Raw genomic sequence first — 24,376 nt, 5'->3', positions numbered from 1 at the left:
GATCCAGGCCACCGGGGCGCTCTCAGCCCCCGCCAGGGCTGACACCCGGAGTCAGTGGATCGGAGATCGGCGTGACCAAGAGACGTTCCGTCTTCCGCTCTGCCGGAGCGGCGCTGGTGGCCGCCGTGATCGTGGCGGTGGCGCTGACCGTGCTGGACGTCGCGCTCGCGTTCCGGGTCTACACCGGCAGCGCGATGACCGGCGGTCATGCCGACAGCGCCAGCCGCAACGTGGGCGCGCTGTTCTCCACCATCCACACCGTTGACGAGGAGACCGAGCACGCCTCCTCCGCCGCCACCAGAAGACCGGTGCAGGCCCCGTACGCGATCCGCGTCAGGGCTCTGGCCGAGGACATCGACGCCGATGCCCGCCCGCTCGGTCTGACAGCGGAGAGCTCAGCGCTCAGCGCCGCGCTCACCGACTGGCTCGCCCGGCCCGACACCGGCCTCCATCCCCTCCTCGCCGCCGCCGACGTCCTGGCCGCCGCCCTCGACGCGCACAAGGCGAAGGACCGCGAGGACGCTGTCACCGCCCAGAAGGCCCTGCTCACCCTCCAGATGGTCTGCGTCACCGCCCTCCTGTTCATCCTGGGCGGTCTGGCCTTCGCGGTGTGGCGCAGAATCGTCATGCCGCTCGCCGACCTCGAATCCCATCTCGGACGTACCGCCAGCGGTACCGCCCCCGACACCCGCATCGCCCACCGCCCGACCCCGTGGCTCGGCGGGGTGCTCGGCCAGGCCGAACGCACCCTTCTGATCCTGAAGAGGTCCCAGCACCAGGCCGACAAGGACCGCGAGGCCCTGCGCACCGACGCCGCCGCCTCCGACGGGCTGCGCCGCATCCTGAACGCCCAGCACTCCCCCGGCCCGGGCGTGGCCGTCCACGGCAGCATCCACACGGCCGAGGGCGTCATCGCGGGTGACTTCCTCGGCACCCTCGCCCTGCCCGACGGCACCACCGTCCTTCTCCAGGGCGATGTCGCCGGCCACGGCACCGATGCCGGTCTGCTCGCGGTCCAGATCAAGAGCGCCGTCCTCGCCGTCCTCCGCCTCGACCCCGACCCCCGCACCGCGGCGGCCGCCGCCTGGACCGTGATCGAACCCGAGGACGAACGCTTCACCACCCTCGTCATCGCCGTCCTCGACCCCGGCACCGGCCGCCTCGCCTGGCTGAACGCCGGTCATGAGATCGCCCTGCTCCGCCGTGCCGACGGCACCGTCGAGGAACTCGGACCCACCGGACCGGTCATCGGCCCGTTCATCACCGACCCCGACGGCATGTGGGACGTGCAGTCCTGCCCGCTCGACCCCGGCGACCTGGTCGTACTGGCCACCGACGGTCTCACCGAAGCCCGCAACGGCACAGGGGCCATGCTCGGCCGGGAGGCGGTCACCGACGCCGTGGCCCGCGACGGGACCGGCCCACGTGACGTGGTCGACCTTCTCTACCGGGTCGCCGAGGACCACGGCACGGACTGGGACCGCGACGACACCACCGTCCTGGCCGCGATGACCGAGGAATGCGGCGGCCATGACACCAACCCACAGGACGGATCGGCGTCCTGACGGGGGCCGCCCCGGCCGGGGCGGAGCTGCCGCAGGTCGGCGGCGTGGTGGTCGGGTCGCCGTACGGCGTTACTCGGCAGGCAGGGTGAGCGCCAGTTTGCCGATCACGCGGCCGTCGAGGAGGTGTCGGACGGCTGCGGCGGTCTCGGCGAGCGGATAGACGCGGTCCACCACCGGGCGGAGGGTGCCCGCGTCGATGAGGGCGGTCAGGTCGCGCAGCCCGTCGGCGTGCTCGGAGGAGATGAACGTACCCAGGTGCTGGCCGGTGAACGGTGACAGCATCTGGGCGCGGAGCTGGCGGTCGGTGCCGCCGAGCCAGCGGCCGTTCGTCTCGCCGCCGGTGATGATCAGTCGGCCACGGGGCGTCAGGGACCGGCGTAGATCCCGCAGGCCGCGGTTGCCCGCGATGTCGATGATGACGTCGTAGCGGCGGGGTCCGGCGAGGAAGTCCTCGCGCGTGTAGTCGCTCACGTGGTCGGCGCCCAGGGCCCGCACGGCGTCGAGCTTGGAGGTGCTCGCGACGGCGGTGACCTGGGCGCCGTAGGAGTGGGCGAGCTGGACCGCGAAGGCGCCGACGCCGCCGGCGGCGCCCGTGATCAGGACCTGCTGGCCCGCCCGGATCCGGCCCTTGTCGCGCACCGCCTGGAGTGCGGTGAGCCCGCTCACGGGGACCGTCGCCGCCTCTTCGAAGGTGAGTCCGGCCGGCTTGGGAGCGATCCTGTCGGGACGGGCGGCGGCGTACTCGGCGAACGCGGAGGCCGCCGTGCCGTAGACCTCGTCGCCGGGCGCGAACCCGGTCACGTCGCGGCCGACCGCTTCGACGACGCCGGCGATGTTGCGGCCGGGGTTGGGGAGCCTCGGCCTGCGCAGCCCGCTCACGGGTCGGACGGCGTACGGCAGACCGGCCATCAGGTGCCAGGTCCCCCGGTCCACGCTGGAGGCGCGCACCCGCACCAGTACGTCGTCCGGCCCGATGCCGGGGCGGGCGAGGCGCGCCGGGCGCAGCACGGCTTCCGGCTCTGCGCCGTACCGGTCCTGCACGACGGCGGCCATGGTCGTCGTCCCGCCGTCGGTTGCGACGGGCTCGTTCGTGTTCCGCATCGTCGCTGCTCCCCGTTTCGTTTTCGGTCCCTTACAGCGTAAGTACCTGCTTACGCCGTAAGTACAGCACTTACGGCGTAAGCTCGTCAACGCTGGCAGACCACGAGAGGAAGTGACCGTTCACCGTGCCCCGTCGAACCGGCCCGCAGCAGGCCCGCGAGACGCTCACCCGGCAGCGGGTCCTGCGCGCCGCGGTCGAACTCGCCGACACCGGCGGACTGGAGACGCTCAGCATGCGCAAGCTGGGTGAGGCCGTCGGGGTCGAGGCGATGTCCTTGTACAACCACGTGGCCAACAAGGACGACCTGCTGGACGGGATGGTCGATCTCGTCTTCGCCGAGGTCGAACTGCCCTCGCCGGACGACGGCTGGAGACCGGCGATGCGGCAACGGGCGCTTTCCATGCGCCAGGTGTTGTCCCGCCACCGCTGGGCGATCGGGATGATGGAGTCCCGGTCCACGCCGGGACCGGCCACCCTGCGTCACCACGACGCCGTTCTCGGCTGCCTGCGTCAGGGCGGGCTCTCCCTCGCCCTGACGGCCCACGCCGTCTCCGTCCTCGACAGCTACATCTACGGGTTCGCCCTCCAGGAGAAGACCCTGCCCTTCGACACCCCGGCCGAGACCGCCGAAGTGGCGGAGTCCATCATGAGCGGATTCGGTGACGGCGAGTATCCGTACCTGACCGAGATCGCGACCGCTCACGTGCTGCGGCCCGGGTACGCCTACAGCGACGAGTTCGAGTTCGGTCTGGATCTCGTCCTCGACGGCCTCGCGCGGGCGGCGGGCTGACGGGGGTGGGGTGGCCGCGGGGCAGCGTGGGGGCGCAGGGCGGGTGGCCGCAGGGCAGCGTGGGGCGTGGGGCGATTGGCAAAGGGTCGGTGGAAGTGGGTGTCGGCCCCGATGGCGGTGCCGTCAGGCCGTGTGTGACGCTGGCATGGACCCTGTCCGTCGATCCGTCGACTCACGGATCCGTCGACTCTCGGGATCCGTCGACTCTCGGGAGGAGGAGCCATGACGCAGCCCGGTGCCGTCGGCTCGGCCGTTCGTCCGCCCGCGGGTACCCCGCCGGTCAGGGCAAGCCCTTCGATGGGCAAGTATCCCCGCTCCCGCGTCTGTTCTGCCCGGCGTCACCGAAGGTAGCCTGGTGGAAACCTCTTCAAGGTGGGCGATCCGATGCCTTGGTTCGTATGGCTGCTCGCCGCCGGGGTACTGGGTGCCGCGGAGTTCTTCACCCTGACCTTGGTCTTCGGGTTGCTGGCGGGCGCCGCCCTGGTGGCCGCCGTGGTCGCCGGTGCGGGCATCGGCGCCGCCGGCCAGATCGCCGCCTTCGGTGCGGTGACGGCGGCGGGGCTCCTTCTCGTCCGTCCCGTGGCGCTGCGCCACATGGCGCGGCAGCCCCTCATCCGCGAGGGCACCGACGCGCTGATCGGCAGGCGGGCCGAGGTCATGCAGGAGGTGACCGCGACCCACGGCCTGATCAAGCTCTCCGGAGAGGAATGGTCCGCCCGCGCCCTCGACGAGAGCCTGGTGATCCCCGTGGGAGCGTTCGTCGATGTCATGGAGATCGACGGTGCCACGGCCATCGTCTACCCCCGGGAACTCCTTCCGTGAAGGGCTGAACGCACAGCAACGGAGGCATTGTGGATCCACTTGTCGTCCCTCTTCTCGTGGTGGCCCTCGTCGTGGTCGTCCTCGTGGCGTCCGCCGTGCGGATCGTCCCGCAGGCGCGGCGCTACAACATCGAGCGGTTCGGCCGGTACCGCCGGACGCTACAACCCGGCCTGAACGTCGTCGTACCGCTCGCGGACCGCGTCAACACCAAGCTCGACGTGCGCGAGCAGGTCTATTCGTCCGACCCCAGGCCGGTGATCACCGAGGACAACCTCGTGGTGAACATCGACACCGTGCTCTACTACCAGATCACCGACCCACGGGCCGCGGCCTACGAGGTCGCCGACTACCTCCAGGCGATCGATCAGCTCACCGTGACCACGTTGCGCAACGTCATCGGCAGCATGGACCTGGAGGAGACGCTCACCTCGCGCGAGGAGATCAACTCCCGGCTCCGGGCCGTCCTCGACGACGCCACGGGCAAGTGGGGCATCCGGGTCAACCGCGTCGAGATCAAGGCCATCGATCCTCCGGCCACCATCAAGGAGGCGATGGAGAAGCAGATGCGGGCCGAGCGCGACAAGCGCGCGGCCATCCTGCACGCCGAAGGGGAACGGCAAGCCAAGATCCTCACTGCGGAGGGCACGAAGCAGAAGGACATCCTGGAGGCGCAGGGCACGCAACAGGCCATGATCCTTCGCGCGGACGGCGAGGCCAAGGCGGTGGAGCTGGTCTTCCAGGCCGTCCATCGCAACAACGCCGACCCGAAGGTGCTGGCCTACAAGTACCTCGAGACGCTCCCCCATCTGGCGAGCAGCGACAACAACACGTTCTGGGTGATCCCGGGGGAGCTGACCGAGGCGGTGCGGACCGTCACCCGCGCGTTCGGTGATCAGGCGACGGCGGCTCCGCCCACGCCCGGGCAGCCTGACGAAGCGGCTCCTGCCGACGACGCCTCGCAGGAGAGCGGGGTTCCGGAGCTCGAGGCGGGATCGACAGTTTCACTCGACGCCGCGGCCGCCGCCGACGAGGCCGGGAAGCAGGCCGCCGCCGCGGTGAGCGACGCCAAGGCGGAGGCCGCGGCGGCGATGTCGTCCCAGGTGCCGCGGCGGGGGCAGACGTCGGGCGAGTGAGCCCGCCCTCGGGCACCATGACTCGTAATGGGAATCGTTTTCATGTAGCGTCCTCCGTAACCCACCCACTCCGGAGGTCCTCATGGCCGTACCCAAACGCAAGATGTCCCGCAGCAACACCCGTCACCGTCGCGCCCAGTGGAAGGCCACGACGCCGCAGCTCGTGCCGGTCATCGTGGACGGCGTGTCCCACCTGGTTCCTCAGCGGCTGGCGAAGGCGTACGAGCGCGGGCTGTTGCGTCCCGGAGGCTGACACTCGATGCCGTACGACCCGCTCCACCGCCTGCCCGTCATAGCAACGTCGACCCCACCCTGATGCGCGGCGACGCAGTGACCCTGTCCCGCACCGAGGAGTGTGCGGCGTGACTCGCCTCGGCAGGTGTCCCCTGCGAACACCCTTCCGGGTCTGAGAAATGTCCTGAGGTGCCCGCCTTTCGCATGCGACCAATCCGCAGCCCGTGCGGCCCCGGATTACGCACGGATGCGCCGGACTGTCACACATGCGGAAGAGGGGTCATTGTGAAGGAACCAGTACATATCGGCACCAGGGTGTCTGTGAAACCTGACTTGCAGCGTCTGCTGCACGAGGTGGCGCTGGGTGATCAGGAAGCCTTCGCCGCGCTCTACGACGCCGTAGCTGGTTCTGTCCTCGGGGTTGCACGGGCCGTTCTACGTGACCAGGCGCAATCGGAAGAAGTGGCGCAGGACGTGCTCGTGGAGGTCTGGCGCACAGCCCCGCGTTACCGGCCCGAGCGGGGCACAGTGATCAACTGGATCCTCACCCTCGCTCACCGGCGGGCCGTGGACCGGGTGAGGTCGGTGGAGGCCGCGGCGGCCCGTGACACCAAGGCCGCTCTGCTCGATCATCAGCCCGCGTACGACGAGGTGACCGAGGAGGTCGAGACCCGGCTGGAGCGGGAGCAGGTACGACGCTGCCTGCGCACCCTGACCGAGTTGCAGCGACAGTCGGTCACTCTCGCGTACTACCGGGGCCTGACGTACCGAGAGGTCGCTGAGGCTCTGGCAGTACCGGTCGGGACCGTCAAGACGCGGTTGCGCGACGGACTCATCCGGCTCCGTGACTGCCTGGGGGTGACCGCATGACGACCACGACCGATCTGCACGCGCTGACCGGCGCCTACGCGGTGGACGCGCTGGACGACGAGGAACTGGCCGCTTTCGAGCGTCACCTGACTTCCTGTGACGCTTGCGGTCAGGAGGCCGCGGAGTTCGCGGCCACTGCGGGTCGTCTGGCACTCGCCTCCACAGTGCGCACGCGCCCTGCCATGCGCGACCGGGTTCTGCAACGCATCACCTCCGTACGGCAGATGTCGCCCGGTGTTGCGGCGTCGGAGCGGCTACGCCGTGGAGCGCGGCTCGGGCGCGCCACAGGGTGGTGGGTACTGGCTGCCTCCGTGGCCGCCACTGCCGCCTTCGGCGTCGGCGCCTTGTGGCAGTACGAGCGCGCCCAAGACGCTCAGGACCGGTCGGCGCGGGCGGAGCGGCTCGCCGATGACATGGCGGTGGTGCTGGCCGCACCCGATGCCAGGTCGCGTTCGGCGAAGGTGGCCGGCGGTGCGGGCACGCTGGTGGTTTCCGCCGACCGTGACCGGGCCGTCTTCGTGGCCTCCGGAGTGGCACCGCCGCCGCCGGGCGCGGTGTACCAACTGTGGTTCGCCGAGGGCGGGAAGATGCGCTCCGCCGGGCTGATGGATCCGGGTCGCAGCGACCAAGCCGTGCTCCTTCAGGGCACGGTCGGCGGTGCCTCGGGCATCGGTATCACGGTGGAGCCGGCCGGCGGATCGGAGCAGCCCACCTCGGCACCGATCGTCCTGCTCGGCGTGCCGGCCTAGAGGCGTGCAGGTGGGAGGGGAGTCCGACGGCAGGCGGACTCCCCTCCACGTGATTCGCCTGCTTGAGCGTGGTGGCAGCGGGGGAAGGCCGCTGCCACCTGTCACGTACGTGTTCCAGCCGGGAGCTTCACGGACGTTGCCCTCTTCCGCCTCTCGGCAGCAGGCTCATGGCCTGGCGGCGAGGTCGCCTTTCAACGGGGCCGGCCTGTGGCCCGGGCGTCCTCGGACCGCAGGTGTCAGCTCGAGGGCATGAGAACGGTGTCGATGATGTAGACGTTGGCGTTGGCGGTCTTCACGTTGCCGCACACGACCCTGGCGGAGTCGTTGACGGTGTAGGAGTCGCCCGAACCGGACGTCGTCACCCGCGACTTCTCCAGCGTGTCGAACGAACCGTTCTCCAGGTCCTTCGGGGTCAGCTTCTGGCCCACCACGTGGTAGCTGAGGATCTTCGTCAGCTCGGCCTTGTCGGCCAGGACCTTGTCCAGAGTCGCCTTCGGGATCTTGGCGAAGGCTTCGTCGGTCGGCGCGAACACCGTGATGCCCTGGGCATTGTTGAGGGTGTCGACCAGGCCGGCCTTCTGCACGGCCGCCACCAGGGTAGAGAGGGCGGGATTGTTGGAGGCGGCGCTGGCGACCGGGTCCTGGGCCATGCCGTCGAAGGAGCCGGCACCGCTCTTCGGCACCGCGGAGCAGGCCGCCCCGAACGGCCGGTCCATACCGCTCGCGCCGCTGCCTGAGCCGCCCATGTCGTCGCTGTCCCGGGTGGCCGGGGCCGACGCCTTGCTCGAGGAGGCGGACGTGGCCGAATCACCGCTGCCGCTCGCACAGGCGGTCAGTGCCAGGGGCAGGACAGCGGCAGTGGCAAGCAGGCCGACGGTGCGACGGATACGGGTGTTCATCATGTTCTCCAGTGGGAAGGCGCAGCACGATGCGGCTGCGTTCGAGGGGTGTCGGACAGATGGTTCGCGAAGAGCACGGGGCCCTCGGCGTGGAAGGGTGGTCAGTCGACGGTCACGACGACGGAATGCCATCCGTCGGCGCCGTCGGGGATGGTGCGTGTGCGTCGGCCGGTCTGGAGGGTGCCGGTGCGGTCGGTGGCCCGTACGGTGAGGGTGTGGCTGCCTCGAGTCGCCTGCCAGGGCAGAGACCACTGCCGCCAGGTGTCCCGGGTGTCCTCTGCGGCCAGTTGTGTCTGCTGCCAGGGCCCGTCGTCGACCCGTACCTCGACCTTGTCGATGCCCCGATGCTGAGCCCAGGCGACCCCGGCGACCATCACCGTGCCGGCCTTCGGCCGGGCGAAGGGCTTGGGGGTGTCGATACGTGACTGGGTCTTGATCGGGGCCCTGCGGGCCCAGCCGCGCTTGACCCAGTAGGGGTCGTAGGCATCGAAGGTGGTGAGCTCGATGTCCTCGATCCACTTGCAGGCCGAGACGAAGCCGTACAGGCCCGGAACCACCATCCGCACCGGGAAACCGTGTGCGAAGGGCAGCGGCTCCCCGTTCATGCCGAGCGCGAGCAGTGCGTCGCGGCCGTCCATGAGGTCGTCGACGGGGCTGCCGATCGTCATACCGTCCACGGAACGCGCCACCAACTGATCCGCGGGGCCTCCCCGGGACGGGGGTCGCACACCGCACTCGGCCAGCAGGTCGGCGAGCCGCACTCCGGTCCAACGGGCGTTGCCCACGTAGGGGCCGCCGACCTCGTTGGAGACACAGGCCAGAGTGATGTCCCGCTCGATCAGTTCCCTGCCCAGCAGATCGCCGAAGGAGTACGTGGCCGCCCGGCGTACACCCTTGCCGTGGATGCGCAGACGCCAAGTGGTGGCGTCCACCATGGGCACCACCAGCGCGGTGTCCACGCGGTAGAACTTGTCGTTCGGTGTGACGAAGGGGCTGATCCCCGGGACGCGCAGTGCGGCCCTCCTCGGTACCGGCTGGGCCGGTGACCCCGGTCGCGGCAGCACCACCTCGTCACGGGAGGTGACCGCGTCCTGGTCACCCGAGACGTTCCGTACCCGGCCGGCAGCACCCGCCACGGCCGAGGCCGCCGCGGCGGACGTGGCCGCGAGGACGAACCCCCGCCGGTCCCACCCGCCGGACACGGCCGACTCTGCTCCCCCTTCCCCGGATACCACCCCCGCCTCGTGCCCGTACTCCGGCGACCGCCTCACGGCGGTCAGTCGGCCCGCCAGGACATGGAGAAGCAGAGCTCCTGCAAGAGCCCCCGCGAGCGAGGGGAGCGTGTCGGCGAGACCCGTGGAGTCGGGCCGGCCGGCGGCGGCCGCTGCCCCGACAGCCCCGAGGACGAGGACGCCGGCGACTCCGGCCCGACGGAACCGCACCTCCAGTACGCCCAGCACCATGGCCAGCAGGGTCAGCACGGCAAGGATGCCGAGCTGAAGCACGAGCTTGTCGTCGGTACCGAAGTGACGGATCGCCCAGTCCTTGACCGACGCCGGAGTCACGTCGATGGACGCACCACCCACCGCGATGACGGGACGTGACTGCGGACGCACCGCGGACGCGGCCAGTTCGGCCACCGCCAGCGCGGTGAAGCCGGCCAGCACCCCGCTCAACGCCCCGAGCGCCAGACGCGGTCGGCCCGGCCGTACGCGCAGATCCTTCTCTTCGTCCCTCACACGGGAAATCCGGTTCTGCGCCCCAGGGTGGATTGGTCCGATACCTGATCAGGTGAAATGGGATTTCGCACCAATCCGCCGAGCATTCCGCAACGGATTACCCCATCTTGCCTTCCTCGGGCGGAGGCAACTCGTGGCCGACGCCCGCAGCCCGCCGCCGACGGCCCCCGCCCATCCCCTCCAGCTCCACGATGCCCAGGCGGCGAAGGAATATCGGGGGCGTCTGTCGACACCAGCCAGGAAGCCCGCGGGAGACAGCTCCCGCGGGACCCCTTCCCCTCCCCCCTTGCCGCTTGGTGCGGTTACGTCTGGTCGATCGGCAGGGCCAGGTCGGTGACCTGGTACTTCTTCGGGAAGGCGCCCTTGTCCGCTGCCCTTCCGGTCAACAGGTTCACCCCGTAGAGGCGGAAGGCGCCGGCCGTGCCGAGGGTGGCGAATCCCTGGTTCATGCCGGTGGTCCGGTCGTAGTAGATGTCGAACCCGGCGTCCGGGGCCGCGTCGACACCGAGGTTCCCGGTGGGCGCCAGGGTGCCGGCGTTGGCCGGGGACTGCAGCGAGATCCGGTCGGTCAGCGTGTCGAGGTCGAACAGAGTCGTCGCCGTCGTCGTGCTGAGGTCGTTGTTGGTGTAGGCGGCACCGGTCACACCGCGCGCGGTGGACGGCGGCATCGTCGGATTGGTGAGCGCGCCATCGACGGTGGTGGTCAGCGGGGCCGCGGAATCGTCGATGTTGTGCCGCAGGTTCTGCCCGGTGTCGGAGACGACCCGTAGGCGGTTTGCGGCCGGGTTGAAGTCCACCCCGAACGCGGTACCCGAAAGCGTCACGGTGAGCTGCGAGACCTTCCACGCCTTCGCACGGGCATCCAGGGTGTAGATGCCTCCTCTGTCACCGACGCCGTACAGCTTTCCGTTCTGCACACGGAAGTCGATCCCCACGAGCCTGCGATCCCCGGCCAGTCCGGAGACCTTGCCCAGCGACCGGGCCCCGGCAGGCCGGTCGACATCGAACTCGACCAGCCGCTGATCCCCCGTCAGGCCGATCGCGGTCAGCCCGCGCCCCCCGGATGCGGCCGGGGCGTCGGCGAACGCGAGCACAGGAGCCGCACAGGAGGCCGCGAGGACGACAGCCGAAGCAGCCATCACACGTTTACGCATGGTGTCTTCCCTTCCCGATGCCCCGGGCAGATCGCCCGGAGCTGTGAAGGGAATCCGGCGCCCCACGACACACGGATGGGACCTTGCCGCGTGCATCACCCGTACGGCACCGCACGCCACACGTACGGCCCTCACCCTCGCTCTGACGGGATGAAGCGAGCGAGGATCGATTCCGCTCGGGTCGGTGAGTCGTTTCGCAACCGATCGGCCCGAGCCGACGCCGGCAGCCCCAAGACGAACATGCCTCCCGGCGGGAGTCCGGCGTCGCCGCCCTGCGTGCCCGCTTCGAACGTGCGCAGACGGACGGCGACCTTCCGCCGGACGCGGACGCCGAGGGCCTCGCCCGCTACCTGACCGCGGTCGGCCAGGGCATCTCGGTGCAGGCGGCGGGCGGCACCGGCCGTGAGGACCTGCACCGGGTCGCCGAACAGGCCCTCGCCACCTGGCCGGGTGCCTGAACCGGCAGCCGGCCGCGCCCCCTCCTCTTGATCGTCTTCCGCCTCTTGATCGCCTTCCGCGCGACGCCTAGCCTCATCCCCATGGAGACGGGGGAACCGGGCCAGGGGCGGCGGGTGGTCGTAGGGCTGTTGGGCGGGGCGGTGGGGCTGGTCGTTCTGGGGGCGGTGTTCGTCGTGCTGCCGGGTGTGGTGGTCGACCACGATCTCGCCGGGGCGAGCGTCGCCGCGCAGGATCGGCTGAAGGCGGTCAACGATGTCCGTACGACGCTTCTTCAGGTGGTCGGCGGACTGGTCGTGCTCTTCGGCGCGTACGCCACCTGGCGGCAACTGCGGGTGAGCCAGGACGGGTTGCGTGCCACTCAGGAAGGCTATGTCACCGACCGGTTCAGCCGGGCCGTCGACCAGCTCGGCAGTGACAAGCTGGATGTGCGCATCGGCGGGTTGCACGCGCTGTGGCGGATCGCGGAGCAGTCCGGCCGGGACCGGGAAGCCATCATCTCCATCCAGGCCGCGTATCTGCGGACCCACCTGCCCTGGCCGCCCACCGGGCCGCAGTCACCGTCGGCGGACGTGCCCATCAACGACATCGCGCCGCTGGAGACCCGCGCGGCCGACGCGCAGGTGGCGCTGACCGCGCTCGGCGTGCTGTGCCGGGACCGGGAGCAGTCCTGGGTCAATCTGAGCGTGACCGATCTGCGCCGCGCCGACTGCGACGGACTGTGGTTCCCCGAGGTCAACTTCGACCGCACCTGCATGGAGGCGGCGGGCTTCTACCACGCCAATCTGACGCAGGCGTCCCTGGTCTCGGTCAACCTGCGGCACACCGACCTGACGACGGCGATTCTCCGCCGGGCCCGCTGCGTCCTGGCCGACCTGCGGGGCGCGAAGCTGGTCGAAACCGACCTGCGTGACGCCGACTTCACCGAGACCGACCTGCGCGAGGCGAACCTGCGCAAGGCCGACGCCCGTGGCGCGGTCTTCCGGCGCGCCGATCTCCGCCTGGCCGACCTGCGCGGCACCGACCTGAGCACCGCCGATCTCGCCGAAGCGCGTCTGACCGGCGCCCTGGCCAGCGGTCGCACCCGCTGGCCCGAGGGCTTCGACCCGACGGCCGCCGGAGTCGTCGCCACCGACGACCCGGGCCCCGAGCCCTCGCCCCTCCTCCAGCCGCCGGGGATGACGTGGCAGGCGCCGCCACTGCGGTCCGCTCCCTGACCGGACGTCGTCCCAAGGGCGTCATCCACCGACCTTGCCGGCCGTGATCTCCCGGCCGCGTGTGCTGTCGACGACGATGGGGACGCCGTCGGGGATCTGACCCTCCAGGCTGCTGAGCAGCCCGTCGATCGGGGGCAGCTCGCTGGGGCTGCGCACATGGATGTACAGGGTCCGGGAGCGTGCGTCGACGCCGGTGACCATCGCGCCGGGGGTGTCGGTGAGCCACCGTTCGGCGGCACTCTTGGCTCTGAGGGTCCAGGTGTTGAGCAGGACGGTGGCGACCGTGTTGGCGCCCAGCGGGAGCAGGACGGCCGTGAAGAGCAGTCCGAGCATGATCTGGGCGCGGCGTGGTCCGCGGTGGGCGCGGCGGCCGTCGGCCGGGGTGTGGGCGAGGACCGTGAAGACGACCATGCCGGCGAAGACGAGGGCGAAGAGGTTGGACAGGAAGAGCACCAGCGCGCCCAGCGCCAGCCACCACGCCGTCTGGCCGGCGCAGACGCCGGTGACGACGAGGGGCGGGACGAGGGAGATCGCGATGGCCACTCCGGGCAGTACGGCGGCGACGTCCTTGCGGGCCAGCGCCACGGCGCCGGCGAAGCCCGTGGCCAGGGCGGAGACCAGGTCGAGCAGTCCCGGTGAGGTGCGGCCGGAGATCTGGCTGTTGGTCAGGAGGTCGTAGGACGGGGGCACCACCAGTGAGGCCACCGCCCCGACCGTGATCACCAGCAGGCATCCGAAGGCCACGAAGGCGGCGGCCGAGCTGCGGCGGCGCTGTACGGCGCCGAGGGCGATGCCCATGATGGGGGTGGAGAGCGGGGCGATGATCATCGCGCCGATGACGGTGGCGGTGGAGTTCGTCAGGATGCCGCACGCGGCGATGACCGCGGACAGCGTGAGCATGGTCCAGAAGGCCGACTGCTTCGACCGGCTGTCCCCGGACGAGAGATCGAGGTCCTGCTGGAGATCGTCCAGGGATCGGCGTTGCCGGTCCGGCAGGACCTTGGCGCGGAGTTGGCCGGGCATGGGGTCAGTATCGTGACCGGGGCGATCTCGGGCGGGGAGCAACACGAGGCCCCGGTCGGCGCAGGTGGGCCATGTGCGGGTTCCGGGGTTGGTCTTGTCCATGTTCGTCGCGAAGGCCCACCGGCGTTCCCCGCCAAGTGGCCAGACGAGTGGTCACACGGAGTGTCACAAACACGTACCAGCCGAAAATGGGCCACACCCATAACTTTCAGCCATGAAACGACCGCTTTGAACACCGTCCGTAGTGGCCCGTCCGTGCACCCGCTCCCGTCGCGTGCCGCCGCAGGGCTTGCCGGCATGGGGCTGCTGACGGCCTTCGTGCTGACCGGCGGCCCGGCGGGCGCCGCCGTGCTCGCCCCCGTCGACATCGGGAATCCGGTCGCGGGCAGCAACGGCTTCGGGGTCGTGACGGAGAGCAACGCGACGTTCGGCAGCACGGAGTCGGAAGGCCCGGTCGCCGTCGGCGGGAACCTCACGTTCGGCAGCAACTACAACGTCGCCCTCAACACCCCCGGCACCTTCACCGCCCCCGGCGACGACCAGCCGACCGCCCTCCTCGTCGGCGGCGGCGTCGACTACGCGGGCAGCAGCCCGTCCGGCGTCCTCCAGGTTCTGCAGAATGGTTACGCCAAGATCGGCGACACGTCTGCCAGCGACGTCCTCATCGAGGACCAGAACGGGGCGAGCGTCGACACACAGGTCGTGGCCGACGGCGCCGGCTACAACTCCACGCCGCGTGTCCAGCTCACCGTCCAGCAGCCGGTGGCCTCGGTCGAGCAGTCCGGCCTGATGGACTTCACGGCCCTGTTCTCCACCTACCGCGACCGGGCCGACTCGATGGCCACCTGCGCGGCGACCGTGATCCTGCTGGACGGCAACGGCGTCCCGCTGCCCGACCAGAACACGATCCCGCCGGGCTCGGACATCGAGATCGAGCTCACCTCGGGGCAGACCAACGTGCTGCGCCTGACCGGCGAGCAGCTCAACAACATCGACGAGCTGACCTTCCAGGACGAGCCCACCGCCGACACCCCGCTGCTCATCAACGTGGACACCACGGGCAGCGCCGGGGTCCTCACCTGGAACACGCCCACCCTTGCGGGCGTGTCCGGGGACCAGGCGCCGTACATCCTGTGGAACTTCGCCGACGCCACCGACATCACCATCGAGGAGGGCGACACGGTCGAGGGCACGATCTACGCCCCCCGTGCCAAGCTCACCGACCTCGACCCGGCGAACATCGAGGGCGACATCATCACCCACGAACTCGTCGCGGGCCCCCTGTCCGGCGGGTCCGGCGGCGGCGCGGTGAACGCGGGCGAGATCCACTACTTCCCCTTCGACGCCGACCTGCGGTGCGACTCCGACACCCCGACCCCGGTCACCGGTTCGGTCAGCGTGGACAAGGTGGACGCGGAGACCGACGCGCCGCTGGCCGGCGCCGAGTTCCAGTTGTGGCGCGAGACCAACGACGAGGCGGGGCTCCAGACCGACGGCACGAACCCGGACACAGAGGTCGGGGACCCGTGTACGACGGGGGCGGACGGCGAATGCGCCGAGACCGTCCCGACCGGCACCTACTACTGGCAGGAGACCGCCGCACCTACCGGCTACGACCTGCCGGACCCGGCGGTGTTCGGACCGCTGACCCTCACCGAGGACAACGCCGACGCCGGGGTATCCATCACGGCGGAGAACACCCGCACACCCCAGCCGCCGACCCAGGGCTCGGTCAGCGTGGACAAGGTGGACGCGGACACGGACGCGCCACTGGCCGGTGCCGAATTCCAACTCTGGCGCGAGACCAACGACCAAGCCGGACTCCAGACCGACGGCACCAACCCCGACACCCAAGTCGGCGACCCGTGCACAACAGGCGCCGACGGCGAATGCGCCGAGACCGTCCCGACCGGCACCTACTACTGGCAGGAAACCGCGGCCCCGAACGGCTACGACCTGCCCAACCCGGCCGTCTTCGGGCCCCTGACCCTCACCGAGGACAACGCCGACGCCGGGGTGTCCGTGACTGCCAGGAACACGAAGACGCCCGACGTGCCCGACGGTTCGCTGCATCTCAAGAAGGCCGACGCCAAGAGCGGGCAGGCTCTGGCGGGTGCCGAGTTCGAGCTGTGGAAGGAGTCGAACGGCCGGGCCGGGCTTCAGACGAACGGTGCCGACCCGGACACCCTCGCCGGCGAGTGCACCACGAACCTCAGGGGCGCCTGTGACTTCGACCCGCTCGCGTACGGCACGTACTACCTGCGGGAGACCGCCGTACCCAACGGGTACGTCATGCCCGGCAACCCGGTGACCGGTCCGTACGTCATCAACGGCACGGACGACGACATCACCGTCACGGTGAAGAACAAGCGCGGTCACGAAGGGTACGGAGACGGCTACGGCAACCCCTGACATCGCGGGAGCGGCAATGACCGCCTGACCGAAGACGCGGGCTGATGGCCATTCCCCCTCCCAGGGCCGTCAGCCCGCGTCTGCACAGGTCACCAGCGATAGGGCGCTCACCCCTGGAGGGTGAGGCGGGGCGAGGGCGTCCCCGGTGACGGTGGAGGGGCCATCCGGCTCAGGACCGGCGACGCGAGGAGAATCGTCATGCCCAGGCCCTTCAGGGGGAAGATCGCCTTCGACGTCCGTGACTCTCAACCCGACTGGGCGCCGTACCTCGCGCCCAAGGCTCCCGAGAACGCCCCGAACGTGCTGGTGATCGCGTGGGACGACGTGGGCTACGGGACGATGGACTGCTTCGGGGGTCCGGTGAAGACGCCCACCATGTCGCGGATCGCCGACATGGGGGTGCGGTACTCGAACTTCCACACCACCGCGCTGTGCTCCCCGACCAGGGCCTCCCTGCTGACCGGCAGGAACGCGACGTCCAACGGCATGGCGACGATCGCCGAGTTCAGCTCCGGTTTCCCCGGCATCTCCACCCGGATCCCGTTCGAGAACGGGTTCGTCTCCGAGGTCCTGGGCGAGCGCGGCTACAACACGTACTGCGTCGGCAAGTGGCACCTCACCCCCGGCGAGGAGATCAACCAGGCCGCGTACAAGGGACGTTGGCCGCTGGGGCGCGGCTTCGAGCAGTTCTACGGCTTTCTCGGCGGCGAGTCGAGCTGCTGGTACCCGGACCTGATCCAGGACAACCATCCGGTCGCCCCGCCGGCCACGCCCGAAGAGGGCTATCACATCGCCAAGGACTTCTCCGACAAGGCCATCGAGTACATCCGCAACGCCAAGGTCGTCGATCCCGACAAGCCGTTCTTCATGTATCTCTCCCTCGACGCGGCCCATGCGCCGCACCATGTGTTCAAGGAGTGGGCGGACCGCTACAAGGGCGTCTTCGACGAGGGGTACGAGGCGATCCGGCCCGGCATTCTGCGCCGGCAGAAGGAGATGGGCCTGTTGCCGGAGGACACCGAGCTGTCGCCGATCAACCCGCACGGCGAGCCCGAAGTGACGGGCCCTGACGGGCAGTTGTGGCCGATGCTCGACACCGTACGGCCCTGGGCGGACCTCACCGCCGACGAACGGCGGCTGTTCATCAGGATGGCCGAGGTGTTCGCCGGGTATGTCTCTTACACCGACGACCAGTTGGGCCGGGTCATCGACTTCCTGGAGGCCGCGGGCGAGCTGGACAACACGATCATCGTGGCCGTCTCCGACAACGGGGCGAGCGGTGAGGGCGGTCCGAACGGCACGTTCAACGAGTGGCGGTTCTTCAACGGCCTCGACACCCCGGTCGAGTTGTCCCTGGAGCACCTCGACGAACTCGGCGGTCCGACGTCGTACAACCACTACAACACCGGCTGGGCCTGGGCGTTCGACACGCCGTTCCCGTACTGGAAGCGCTGGGCCGGCTACGAGGGCGGCGTGGCCGACATGTGCGTGGTCGCCTGGCCGGCGGGGATCGAGGCCCGGGGCGAGGTGCGCGGGCAGTACGTCCACGCGGTGGACGTCGTGCCCACGCTCTACGATCTGCTGGGCGTGGAGCCGCCCGAGGTGCTCAAGGGCTACCCGCAGAATCCGATCGAGGGCGAGAGCTTCAAGGCGTCCCTCACCGATCCCGAGGCGCCGGGACGCCAGACCCAGTTCTACGCGATGCTGGGGCAGCGGTCGATCTACCACGAGGGGTGGCTGGCCTGCACGGTCCACCCGCCGCTGAGCGGCTGGGGCAACTTCGAGCACGACGTCTGGGAGTTGTACGACCTCGGCACCGACCGTGCGCAGTCGACGGACCTGGCGGCGCGGGAACCGGCCCGGCTGGAGACCCTCAAGAGCCTCTGGTACTACTACGCGGGCCGCTACAACGGGCTGCCGCTGGACGACCGCAACGCCCTGGAACAGGTGCTGGCCGACCGCCCACACGGCAGCCCCGAGCGGGACCGATACGTCTACTACCCCGACACCGCGGCGGTGCCCGAGCAGTCCGGGGTGGTGACCAGCGGCCGGTCGTACACCATCGCCGCCGGGGTGGACATCGGGTCGGCGGACGCCGAGGGCGTTCTCTACGCCCACGGCGGTGTGGCGGGCGGCCACAGCCTCTACGTCAAGGACCACCGTCTGCACTACGCGTTCAACTGGGTCGGCACGCATCTCCAGGTCGTGGACGCCGACCGGGAGATCCCGCCGGGCCGGCATGTGCTCACCGCCGAGTTCACCGCGACCGGCCGCAGCGCCGACCCCGCGATGCCCGGTGCGGCGGGCACTCTCACCCTCTACATGGACGACCAGGAGGTGGGCCGCGAGGACATCGTCACCCAGCCCGGCAGCTTCTGTGTCGTCGGGGACGGGATCTGTGTGGGCCGCGACGACGCGTCACCGGTCACACCCGACTACCGAGGGCCGTTCCCGTTCACCGGCGGCACGATCGACAAGGTCGTCGTCGACGTCTCCGGCGAACGCTACATCGATCACGAGGCCCAGGTGCGTGGCTGGTTCATGCTCGACTGAGGGCGGGGCGGGCGGGGCCGCTGCCTCGGGGAAATCGCCGGCAGTGTCAGCCCGCGGAGCGTTCCGCGAGCCACTCCAGGGCGGCCGGGCCGGCGGCGAGGACGGAGATGTGTCCGTCTCCGGGGCGCAGCCACAGTTCGGCCGACGGGCAGTGGTCCGCGAGCCATTGCGCGTGTGAGCTGGGCGCGATGCGGTCCTGGTCGCCGTGGAGGAGGAGGACCGGCACGTTGATCCGCCGTACGTCGAAGCCCCACGGGGCGACGTACGCCAGGTCGTCGTCGATCTGCCCGCCCGGGCCCGCCGCGACGGCCGGTGCGACGACGTCGTCGAACCAGGACCACTCACCGGCGAGGGCGGCGTGGTCGGCCGCGGTGAACATCTCCGGGTCGTACTCGGCGCCGGCCGTGTGCTTCTCCTTCTCCCCGCGCCCCTGGGCGGCGGCGCGGAGCGAGGCCGCGATGGAGGGTGTCATGCCCTCGAACCAGTCCAGGCCCTCGGCGCCGAACGGAGCCAGTCCCGCCACGTCGACCACGCCCAGGACGCGGTTGGGCAGGAGGGCGGCACAGGCCAGGGCGTGCGCGCCGCCCCCGGAGTGGCCCATGACGGCGAACCGTTCGACGTCCAGCGCGCTCGCGACGGCGGCGACGTCGCCGGCCACCGACGCCACGTCGCGGCCCGGGCGAGGCGTCGATCCGCCGTACCCGGGTCGGTCGTACGAGATCCAGCGGATGCCGAGCCGCTCGGCGGCCGGGAAGAGGGGCACGGGCGGCGCGCCGATGTTCGGTGTGCCGTGATGCCAGAAGACGACGAGGGAGTCGGCGCCCGAGTGGGTCCCGGTGTCGTGGACGCGCACACGACGGCCGTCGTCGAGTGTCAGATCGTTCTCGGTCACTCCGCCGCCCCCGACTCCTGATCATGCACGGTCACTCCGGCCCTGTCAGAACGAGCCTACGGACCGCCGATCTTGGAGACCAGCCCTCTGCGTGGCTCTCGCCGAAAGGGCCGGGATGATGGATGATCCGGATCCGCTCGGAGAAGCATGTCCTTCCCGCGGTGGCCGAGTCGAGGGAGTACATGTATGCCGGTCGCATCCGACAACCGGGGGCGGAACAGGGATTGGTCGTTCAGGAGCACGGACCCTGAAGGCGGCTTCAACCCCTACGGGTGGAGCAGGAGCGACCAGGCGCGGTTCGACGGCGTGTGGACCGACGCGGGTGACGACCTCGTGGACGCCCTGATCGAGGACTACGGAGTGATGTGGCCCTGGATGTGTCCGCGGCGTCTGCTCACGCGGGAGCCGGCCCTCGCGGAGGAGGTGTACGAGCTGGCGCGCCGGAGGCTGATCGGGCAGGGGCACACGTACGCGGACCGGCCTGATGTGGTCTACGAACACGCCGCCATGTACGGCTCCTTCCATGCCGCGCGAGCACGGCGGTCCTGGCCGGACGCGCGGCCGCAGAAGTGCCCGTTGTGTGCGACCGTCTTCACGGCGGGGCAGCTCAATCCGTGGATGGTCCGGCAGTTCGGGCCGGCCCGCTGGTGCAAGCAATGCTGCGTCGAGGCGCGCAACGGAAACAGCGGTGCCATCACCGCGGATGAGGCGCAGCAGAGGCTGACCGCCCTGTCGACGCACCTCGCCGCCGCTCCCCCACAGGACTTCGCCCAGCGCCCCGTCCCTCTCGATCTTCCGGACGAGCAGCGTGATGCCATCGTGGGTGCGATGAGGACGTGTCCTCCGGCCGCGACGGTCCGTGCGGCGCTGAAGGCCGGAAGCTGGGTGGAGGTTCTGCGCCGTACCGGTCTGGTTCCCGAGGCGTGGCGGCCCGCACGCGGGACCTACTGTGTGGCGGCTGACGGCCACCCGTGCAGGTCGCTGGCCGAGCGGACCATCGACGACTGGTTCACGCGCCACGGCGTGGAGCATCGGATCGAACCGGTCTGGCCCAGGCATCCGGAACACAATCCGCATGGACGGCGTCGCGCGGACTGGGAGCTGCCGGACGGCACGTACGTCGAGTACGCGGGCCTCACCAGCGACGAGTACGTCACCAAGATCCGAGCCAAACAGCAACTCGCCCACGAGGCCGGCATCCGTCTCGTCGTCATCACGCCCCCTGATCTGGCCAACCTCAGCGAGCTGCTCGGGCCGTGGGGGCGGTGAGCCGGGGCGGGGTGGGCACGTGGTCGACCCGGGTCCGGCCGTGGGGCCACATCCGTGTGCGGACAGCGCCCTTGTTCAGTCCAGGGGTTCAGCGCGCCGTAAGCCCCGCCAGGAGGGCCGTGACAGCTCGGTCCGTCGAGGCGGCCATGTTCACCCGGTCCGGGGCCAGGAGCCACTGGACCTGGAGGCCGTCCATGACGGCGATGATCGCGTTGGCGGTGTCCTCGACCGCCGTGTCGGCGTCGATCTCGCCGAGGTCGCACGCCTCCCGGAGGGCCTCGGCGACCATCGCGCGCAGGCCCTCGTAGCGGGTGCGGAAGTAGTCCTGGGCGGGGTGCCCGTCGGTGACGCTCTCCGCGGACAGCACGGTGTAGAGCCGTACGATCCCCTCGCGTTCGGCGTTGCGGGACGCGGTGTCGACCAGGTGCCGTAGGAACGCCAGGCCGCGGGGGCGCTCGGTGCCCAACTGCTCGATGTCGCTGGCGTCGCGCTTGTCCAGCACGCTGGTCAGCAGGTTCGCCTTGGAGCGGAAGTAGTGCAGCACTCCGGCCTGGGTCAGCCCGGCGAGGTCGGCGATCTCCTGGAGCGAGGCGTTGTTGTAGCCGCGGGCGGCGAACGTGTCCATCGCGATGCGCAGGATGTCCTGCTGCCGCTGCCTGGCCTCCGGGCTACGGGGCGTACGCGGCTGCGTCTTGCGGTTCGTTCCGCTTACCGACTGGTTACTCACCTACCCCAGCATAGGTCCCCGTCGCGTTCAGTGATCGACTTCCCAACGACAAGCGCTCTCTGTGACCCAGACCACTTACTAAGTACTTAGTAGGTGTGCTTTCATGTGGCCGTCATCACGACGACATGCCGCTGTCACGGCTCGAAAGGACCCCCATGCCCGTCTCGTCGCCCGCTCCCTCCGGCCTTGCGGACCGGCTGGATCATCTGGATGAGAGCCGCTGGGCCGGGCTGGTCGGGAAGCTGGATCTCGCCGACAAGGTGCGGCTGCTGACGGGGGCGACCCTGTGGGCGCTGCCCGCGGAACCGCGGCTCGGCCTGCACGCCGTCGTCGCCTCCGACGGGCCGCAGGGTGTGCGGGGCACCGGCGAAGTACCCGGCGAGACCGGCCTGTTGGCGCCGGCCCCGAGCGCGACGGCCGCCACCTGGGACACCGCCCTCGCCGAGCGGCTGGGCCGGCTGTTCGCCGCCGAGGCCCGCCGCAAGAACGTGGACGTCGTCCTCGCTCCGCTCGTCAACCTTCAGCGCACCCCGGTCGCCGGCCGCCACTTCGAGTGCCTCTCCGAGGACCCGCTGCTGTCCGGCGCGCTCGGCGCCGCCCTGGTGCGGGGCCTTCAGGAGGAAGGCGTCGCGGCGTGCCTGAAGCACTTCGTCGCCAACGACTCCGAGACCGACCGCACCCGCTACCGCGCGAGGATCGACGCCCGCACCCTGCGCGAGGTCTACCTCGCACCGTTCGAGCGGATCGTGGCCGAGGCCGGCCCGTGGAGCGTCATGGGCGCCTACTCCGGTCTCGACGACGGCATCGAGTCCGCGCCGGTCCTCGAACACCGGCGGATCCTGCGGGGCGTGCTCAAGGACGAGTGGGGCTTCGACGGCGCCGTGATCAGCGACTGGGCCGCCACGCAGACCGCCGCGCCCACGGCCGACGCCGGCCTCGACCTCGTGATGCCGGGCCCCGACGGCCCGTGGGGCGCCGCCCTCGTCGACGCGGTGGAGCGGGGCGAGGTGGACGAGACCGTCATCGACGACAAGGTGCTGCGCCTGATGCGCCTGGCCGCCCGCGTCGGCAAGCTCACCGACCCCTGGACCCCTGGCGAGCAGCCCCCGCCGCTCCCCTCCGCCGCGCGGCCGGCGCCGGCCGGCGAGAGCGAGTTCGCCGCCCTGCGCGAGGTCCTCACCCGCGGCACCGTCCTGCTCCGCAACGAGCAGAGCCTCCTTCCGCTGAACCCCGGCCGGCTCGGCAGCGTCGCGCTGATCGGCCCGAACGCCGTCGAGCCCTACCTCCAGGGCGGCGGCAGCGCCTACGTCCCCGCCGTCCGCACCGTCGGCTACACCGACGGCCTCCGGGCCGCCCTCCCCGACGACGTCACCCTGACCGTGTGCCGCGGCGGCTCCTCACGGCGCCACGCCCCCTTCATCGACCCCGACCGACTCACCGGCCTGCACGCCGCCTGTCTGGCCGCCGACGGCACCGTGGTGGGCGAGGAGGTCCGCCCCACGGGGAACTGGGGCTTCTTCCGCGTACCCGACGACGTGCACGACGTCGTCCTCACCGGCCGGGTCACCCTGGCCGAAGAGGGCACCCACATCCTGGAGTTCGGCTGCGCCGGGCGCTTCACCGTCGTTCTGGACCACGACGTCGTGCACGCGGGCGCGGACGACCGGGGCATCGAGCTGATCCTCGAGTCCAGCCACAACCACCCCGCCACCCACCGCCACACCGTGCGGGTGGGCGCCACGCCGGTGGAACTGCGCCTGCGGATCGACCTGCGGGTCGTGGACGGCGAGGGCTACGGCCGCTTCGTCACCGCTCACCTGCGCCACCGGCCGCCCGGCCCGACCGTCGAGGACGAGATCGCCGAAGCCGTCGAGGCGGCCCGCGCGGCCGATGTCGCGGTCGTGGTCATCGGCACCAACGAGGAGGTCGAGTCCGAGGGCTGGGACCGCCCCGACCTGGAACTCACCGCCCAGCAGCACCAGTTGGTGCGCGCGGTGGCCGCCGCCAATCCCCGCACCGTGGTGGTGGTGAACGCCGGCGCCCCGGTCCTGCTGCCCTGGGCCGACCAGGTCCCCGCGCTGCTCTGGCAGTGGCTGCCCGGGCAGGAGGCGGGTCACGCGCTCGCCGACGTCCTGCTCGGCCACGCCGAACCCTCCGGCCGTCTGCCCTGGACGCTCCCCGCCCGCGCCACGGACGTCCCCGTCCCCCACGCCGTACCGGTGGACGGCGTCGTCGACTACCACGAGCGCCTCCACATCGGCCATCGCGCCTACGACCGCGCCGGGATCGCGCCGGCCTTCCCCTTCGGTCACGGCCTGGGCTGGACCACCTGGTCCTACGTCGCCGCCGAAGCCCCCGAACCGTCCGTCCCCGTCCAACTGCCCTGCCCCGCGGGCGGGGACGGACTGCCCGTCACGGTCACCCTCACCAACACCGGCCCGCGCCGGGGACGGGAAGTCGTCCAGGCGTACCTCGAAGCACCGGCCGCCCCGGGTGAACCCGTCCGCGTCCTGGCCGGGTTCACCGTGGCCGAGGCCGGGGCCGGCGAGACCACGACGGTCACCTTGACCGTGCCGTGGCGGACCTTCCACACCTGGGACGACGTACACGGGCGGTGGCGCCCGCGCACCGGACCCTGCCGTCTTCGGATCGGGCGCTCCAGCCGCGACCTGCTGCTCGACATCGGTCTCGACATCGGTCCCGGCCGCTCGCCCGGTGACAGCGGACAGGGGCCGACACCGCGACCTGCCCGCTGAGCACCCCGGCTTCG

19 protein-coding genes are annotated in these 24,376 nt (G+C 70.7%); 12 read left to right on the top strand and 7 right to left on the bottom strand.

Features of this window, described 5'->3' with window-relative positions:
• Positions 1–71 precede the first annotated feature (71 nt).
• Positions 72–1,565: a PP2C family protein-serine/threonine phosphatase gene (locus G6W55_RS39445; RefSeq protein ID WP_175522916.1), complete on the top strand. Its 1,494-nt coding sequence runs from the start codon at positions 72–74 to the stop codon at positions 1,563–1,565.
• Positions 1,566–1,634: 69 nt separating this feature from the next.
• Here the strand turns inward: G6W55_RS39445 and G6W55_RS24055 are convergent, their stop codons facing one another.
• On the bottom strand, positions 1,635–2,666 hold the full coding sequence (locus G6W55_RS24055; protein WP_254876414.1) for an NAD(P)-dependent alcohol dehydrogenase: 1,032 nt from the start codon (positions 2,664–2,666) through the stop codon (positions 1,635–1,637).
• A gap of 125 nt (positions 2,667–2,791) precedes the next feature.
• Between G6W55_RS24055 and G6W55_RS24050 the strand changes: the two genes are divergently transcribed.
• From G6W55_RS24050 to G6W55_RS24025, 6 genes are all read left to right on the top strand, one after another.
• A complete protein-coding gene (locus tag G6W55_RS24050; protein WP_175522915.1) occupies positions 2,792–3,457 on the top strand; it encodes a TetR/AcrR family transcriptional regulator in 666 nt (221 codons plus the stop codon).
• Between the two features lie 384 nt (positions 3,458–3,841).
• Positions 3,842–4,279 carry an NfeD family protein gene (locus G6W55_RS24045; RefSeq protein WP_175522914.1) on the top strand — a complete coding sequence of 146 codons (438 nt, stop codon included), beginning with the start codon at positions 3,842–3,844 and terminating at the stop codon, positions 4,277–4,279.
• A 29-nt stretch (positions 4,280–4,308) separates the two neighbouring features.
• Positions 4,309–5,412 carry an SPFH domain-containing protein gene (locus tag G6W55_RS24040; RefSeq protein WP_175522913.1) on the top strand — a complete coding sequence of 368 codons (1,104 nt, stop codon included), beginning with the start codon at positions 4,309–4,311 and terminating at the stop codon, positions 5,410–5,412.
• Positions 5,413–5,494: 82 nt separating this feature from the next.
• Positions 5,495–5,665 carry a 50S ribosomal protein L32 gene (gene rpmF, locus G6W55_RS24035; RefSeq protein ID WP_175522912.1) on the top strand — a complete coding sequence of 57 codons (171 nt, stop codon included), beginning with the start codon at positions 5,495–5,497 and terminating at the stop codon, positions 5,663–5,665.
• Between the two features lie 266 nt (positions 5,666–5,931).
• Positions 5,932–6,516 (top strand): sigma-70 family RNA polymerase sigma factor, encoded by a 585-nt coding sequence (locus G6W55_RS24030; RefSeq protein ID WP_175522911.1) that lies wholly within the window; start codon positions 5,932–5,934, stop codon positions 6,514–6,516.
• Complete coding sequence (locus G6W55_RS24025) at positions 6,513–7,265, top strand: anti-sigma factor domain-containing protein (RefSeq protein ID WP_175522910.1); 753 nt, start codon at positions 6,513–6,515, stop codon at positions 7,263–7,265. Before G6W55_RS24030 ends, G6W55_RS24025 begins: the two co-directional genes overlap by 4 nt.
• A 236-nt stretch (positions 7,266–7,501) precedes the next feature.
• On the opposite strand, the gene G6W55_RS24020 is transcribed toward G6W55_RS24025, so the two are convergent.
• From G6W55_RS24020 to G6W55_RS24010, 3 genes are all read right to left on the bottom strand, one after another.
• On the bottom strand, positions 7,502–8,164 hold the full coding sequence (locus G6W55_RS24020; RefSeq protein WP_175522909.1) for a fasciclin domain-containing protein: 663 nt from the start codon (positions 8,162–8,164) through the stop codon (positions 7,502–7,504).
• 101 nt (positions 8,165–8,265) lie between these two features.
• Positions 8,266–9,903, bottom strand: coding sequence for a molybdopterin-dependent oxidoreductase (locus tag G6W55_RS24015; protein ID WP_309243807.1), 1,638 nt, complete (start codon positions 9,901–9,903; stop codon positions 8,266–8,268).
• Between the two features lie 302 nt (positions 9,904–10,205).
• Positions 10,206–11,042 (bottom strand): DUF4394 domain-containing protein, encoded by an 837-nt coding sequence (locus G6W55_RS24010; protein WP_175522908.1) that lies wholly within the window; start codon positions 11,040–11,042, stop codon positions 10,206–10,208.
• Between the two features lie 554 nt (positions 11,043–11,596).
• On the opposite strand from G6W55_RS24010, the gene G6W55_RS24005 reads away from it, so the two are divergent.
• The gene (locus G6W55_RS24005; RefSeq protein ID WP_254876413.1) at positions 11,597–12,730 is read left to right on the top strand and encodes a pentapeptide repeat-containing protein; all 1,134 of its coding nucleotides are present in this window, start codon (positions 11,597–11,599) and stop codon (positions 12,728–12,730) included.
• 21 nt (positions 12,731–12,751) lie between these two features.
• Here the strand turns inward: G6W55_RS24005 and G6W55_RS24000 are convergent, their stop codons facing one another.
• Positions 12,752–13,753 (bottom strand): DUF389 domain-containing protein, encoded by a 1,002-nt coding sequence (locus G6W55_RS24000; RefSeq protein WP_175522907.1) that lies wholly within the window; start codon positions 13,751–13,753, stop codon positions 12,752–12,754.
• A 297-nt stretch (positions 13,754–14,050) separates the two neighbouring features.
• On the opposite strand from G6W55_RS24000, the gene G6W55_RS23995 reads away from it, so the two are divergent.
• Together G6W55_RS23995 and G6W55_RS23990 are read left to right on the top strand one after the other, a co-directional pair.
• Positions 14,051–16,165 carry a choice-of-anchor A family protein gene (locus tag G6W55_RS23995; protein ID WP_175522906.1) on the top strand — a complete coding sequence of 705 codons (2,115 nt, stop codon included), beginning with the start codon at positions 14,051–14,053 and terminating at the stop codon, positions 16,163–16,165.
• Between the two features lie 198 nt (positions 16,166–16,363).
• Complete coding sequence (locus G6W55_RS23990) at positions 16,364–18,718, top strand: arylsulfatase (protein WP_175522905.1); 2,355 nt, start codon at positions 16,364–16,366, stop codon at positions 18,716–18,718.
• Positions 18,719–18,764: 46 nt separating this feature from the next.
• Here G6W55_RS23990 and G6W55_RS23985 read toward each other — a convergent pair whose 3' ends face one another.
• Positions 18,765–19,610, bottom strand: a complete 846-nt coding sequence (locus G6W55_RS23985; protein WP_175522904.1) for an alpha/beta fold hydrolase — start codon at positions 19,608–19,610, stop codon at positions 18,765–18,767.
• A 186-nt stretch (positions 19,611–19,796) separates the two neighbouring features.
• Between G6W55_RS23985 and G6W55_RS23980 the strand changes: the two genes are divergently transcribed.
• Complete coding sequence (locus tag G6W55_RS23980) at positions 19,797–20,879, top strand: hypothetical protein (RefSeq protein WP_175522903.1); 1,083 nt, start codon at positions 19,797–19,799, stop codon at positions 20,877–20,879.
• A gap of 88 nt (positions 20,880–20,967) precedes the next feature.
• Here G6W55_RS23980 and G6W55_RS23975 read toward each other — a convergent pair whose 3' ends face one another.
• Positions 20,968–21,606, bottom strand: coding sequence for a TetR/AcrR family transcriptional regulator (locus G6W55_RS23975; protein ID WP_309243806.1), 639 nt, complete (start codon positions 21,604–21,606; stop codon positions 20,968–20,970).
• A 155-nt stretch (positions 21,607–21,761) separates the two neighbouring features.
• On the opposite strand from G6W55_RS23975, the gene G6W55_RS23970 reads away from it, so the two are divergent.
• Positions 21,762–24,362 (top strand): beta-glucosidase, encoded by a 2,601-nt coding sequence (locus G6W55_RS23970; protein WP_175522902.1) that lies wholly within the window; start codon positions 21,762–21,764, stop codon positions 24,360–24,362.
• Positions 24,363–24,376 lie beyond the last annotated feature (14 nt).

The organism is Streptomyces sp. CAI-85 (assembly GCF_013363615.1).
Lineage (GTDB): Bacteria > Actinomycetota > Actinomycetes > Streptomycetales > Streptomycetaceae > Streptomyces > Streptomyces antibioticus_B.
The sequence above is the reverse complement of the archived record's forward strand: the minus strand, read 5'-3'. Positions and strand labels throughout refer to the sequence as shown.

Coding starts and splice junctions, on each gene's coding strand:
- G6W55_RS24055 (WP_254876414.1), bottom strand. CDS start 2,666: ATGCGGAACACGAACGAGCCCGTCGCAACCGACGGCGGGACGACGACC.
- G6W55_RS24045 (WP_175522914.1), top strand. CDS start 3,842: ATGCCTTGGTTCGTATGGCTGCTCGCCGCCGGGGTACTGGGTGCCGCG.
- rpmF (WP_175522912.1), top strand. CDS start 5,495: ATGGCCGTACCCAAACGCAAGATGTCCCGCAGCAACACCCGTCACCGT.
- G6W55_RS24025 (WP_175522910.1), top strand. CDS start 6,513: ATGACGACCACGACCGATCTGCACGCGCTGACCGGCGCCTACGCGGTG.
- G6W55_RS24020 (WP_175522909.1), bottom strand. CDS start 8,164: ATGAACACCCGTATCCGTCGCACCGTCGGCCTGCTTGCCACTGCCGCT.
- G6W55_RS24010 (WP_175522908.1), bottom strand. CDS start 11,042: ATGGCTGCTTCGGCTGTCGTCCTCGCGGCCTCCTGTGCGGCTCCTGTG.
- G6W55_RS24005 (WP_254876413.1), top strand. CDS start 11,597: ATGGAGACGGGGGAACCGGGCCAGGGGCGGCGGGTGGTCGTAGGGCTG.
- G6W55_RS24000 (WP_175522907.1), bottom strand. CDS start 13,753: ATGCCCGGCCAACTCCGCGCCAAGGTCCTGCCGGACCGGCAACGCCGA.
- G6W55_RS23995 (WP_175522906.1), top strand. CDS start 14,051: ATGGGGCTGCTGACGGCCTTCGTGCTGACCGGCGGCCCGGCGGGCGCC.
- G6W55_RS23990 (WP_175522905.1), top strand. CDS start 16,364: ATGCCCAGGCCCTTCAGGGGGAAGATCGCCTTCGACGTCCGTGACTCT.
- G6W55_RS23980 (WP_175522903.1), top strand. CDS start 19,797: ATGCCGGTCGCATCCGACAACCGGGGGCGGAACAGGGATTGGTCGTTC.
- G6W55_RS23970 (WP_175522902.1), top strand. CDS start 21,762: ATGCCCGTCTCGTCGCCCGCTCCCTCCGGCCTTGCGGACCGGCTGGAT.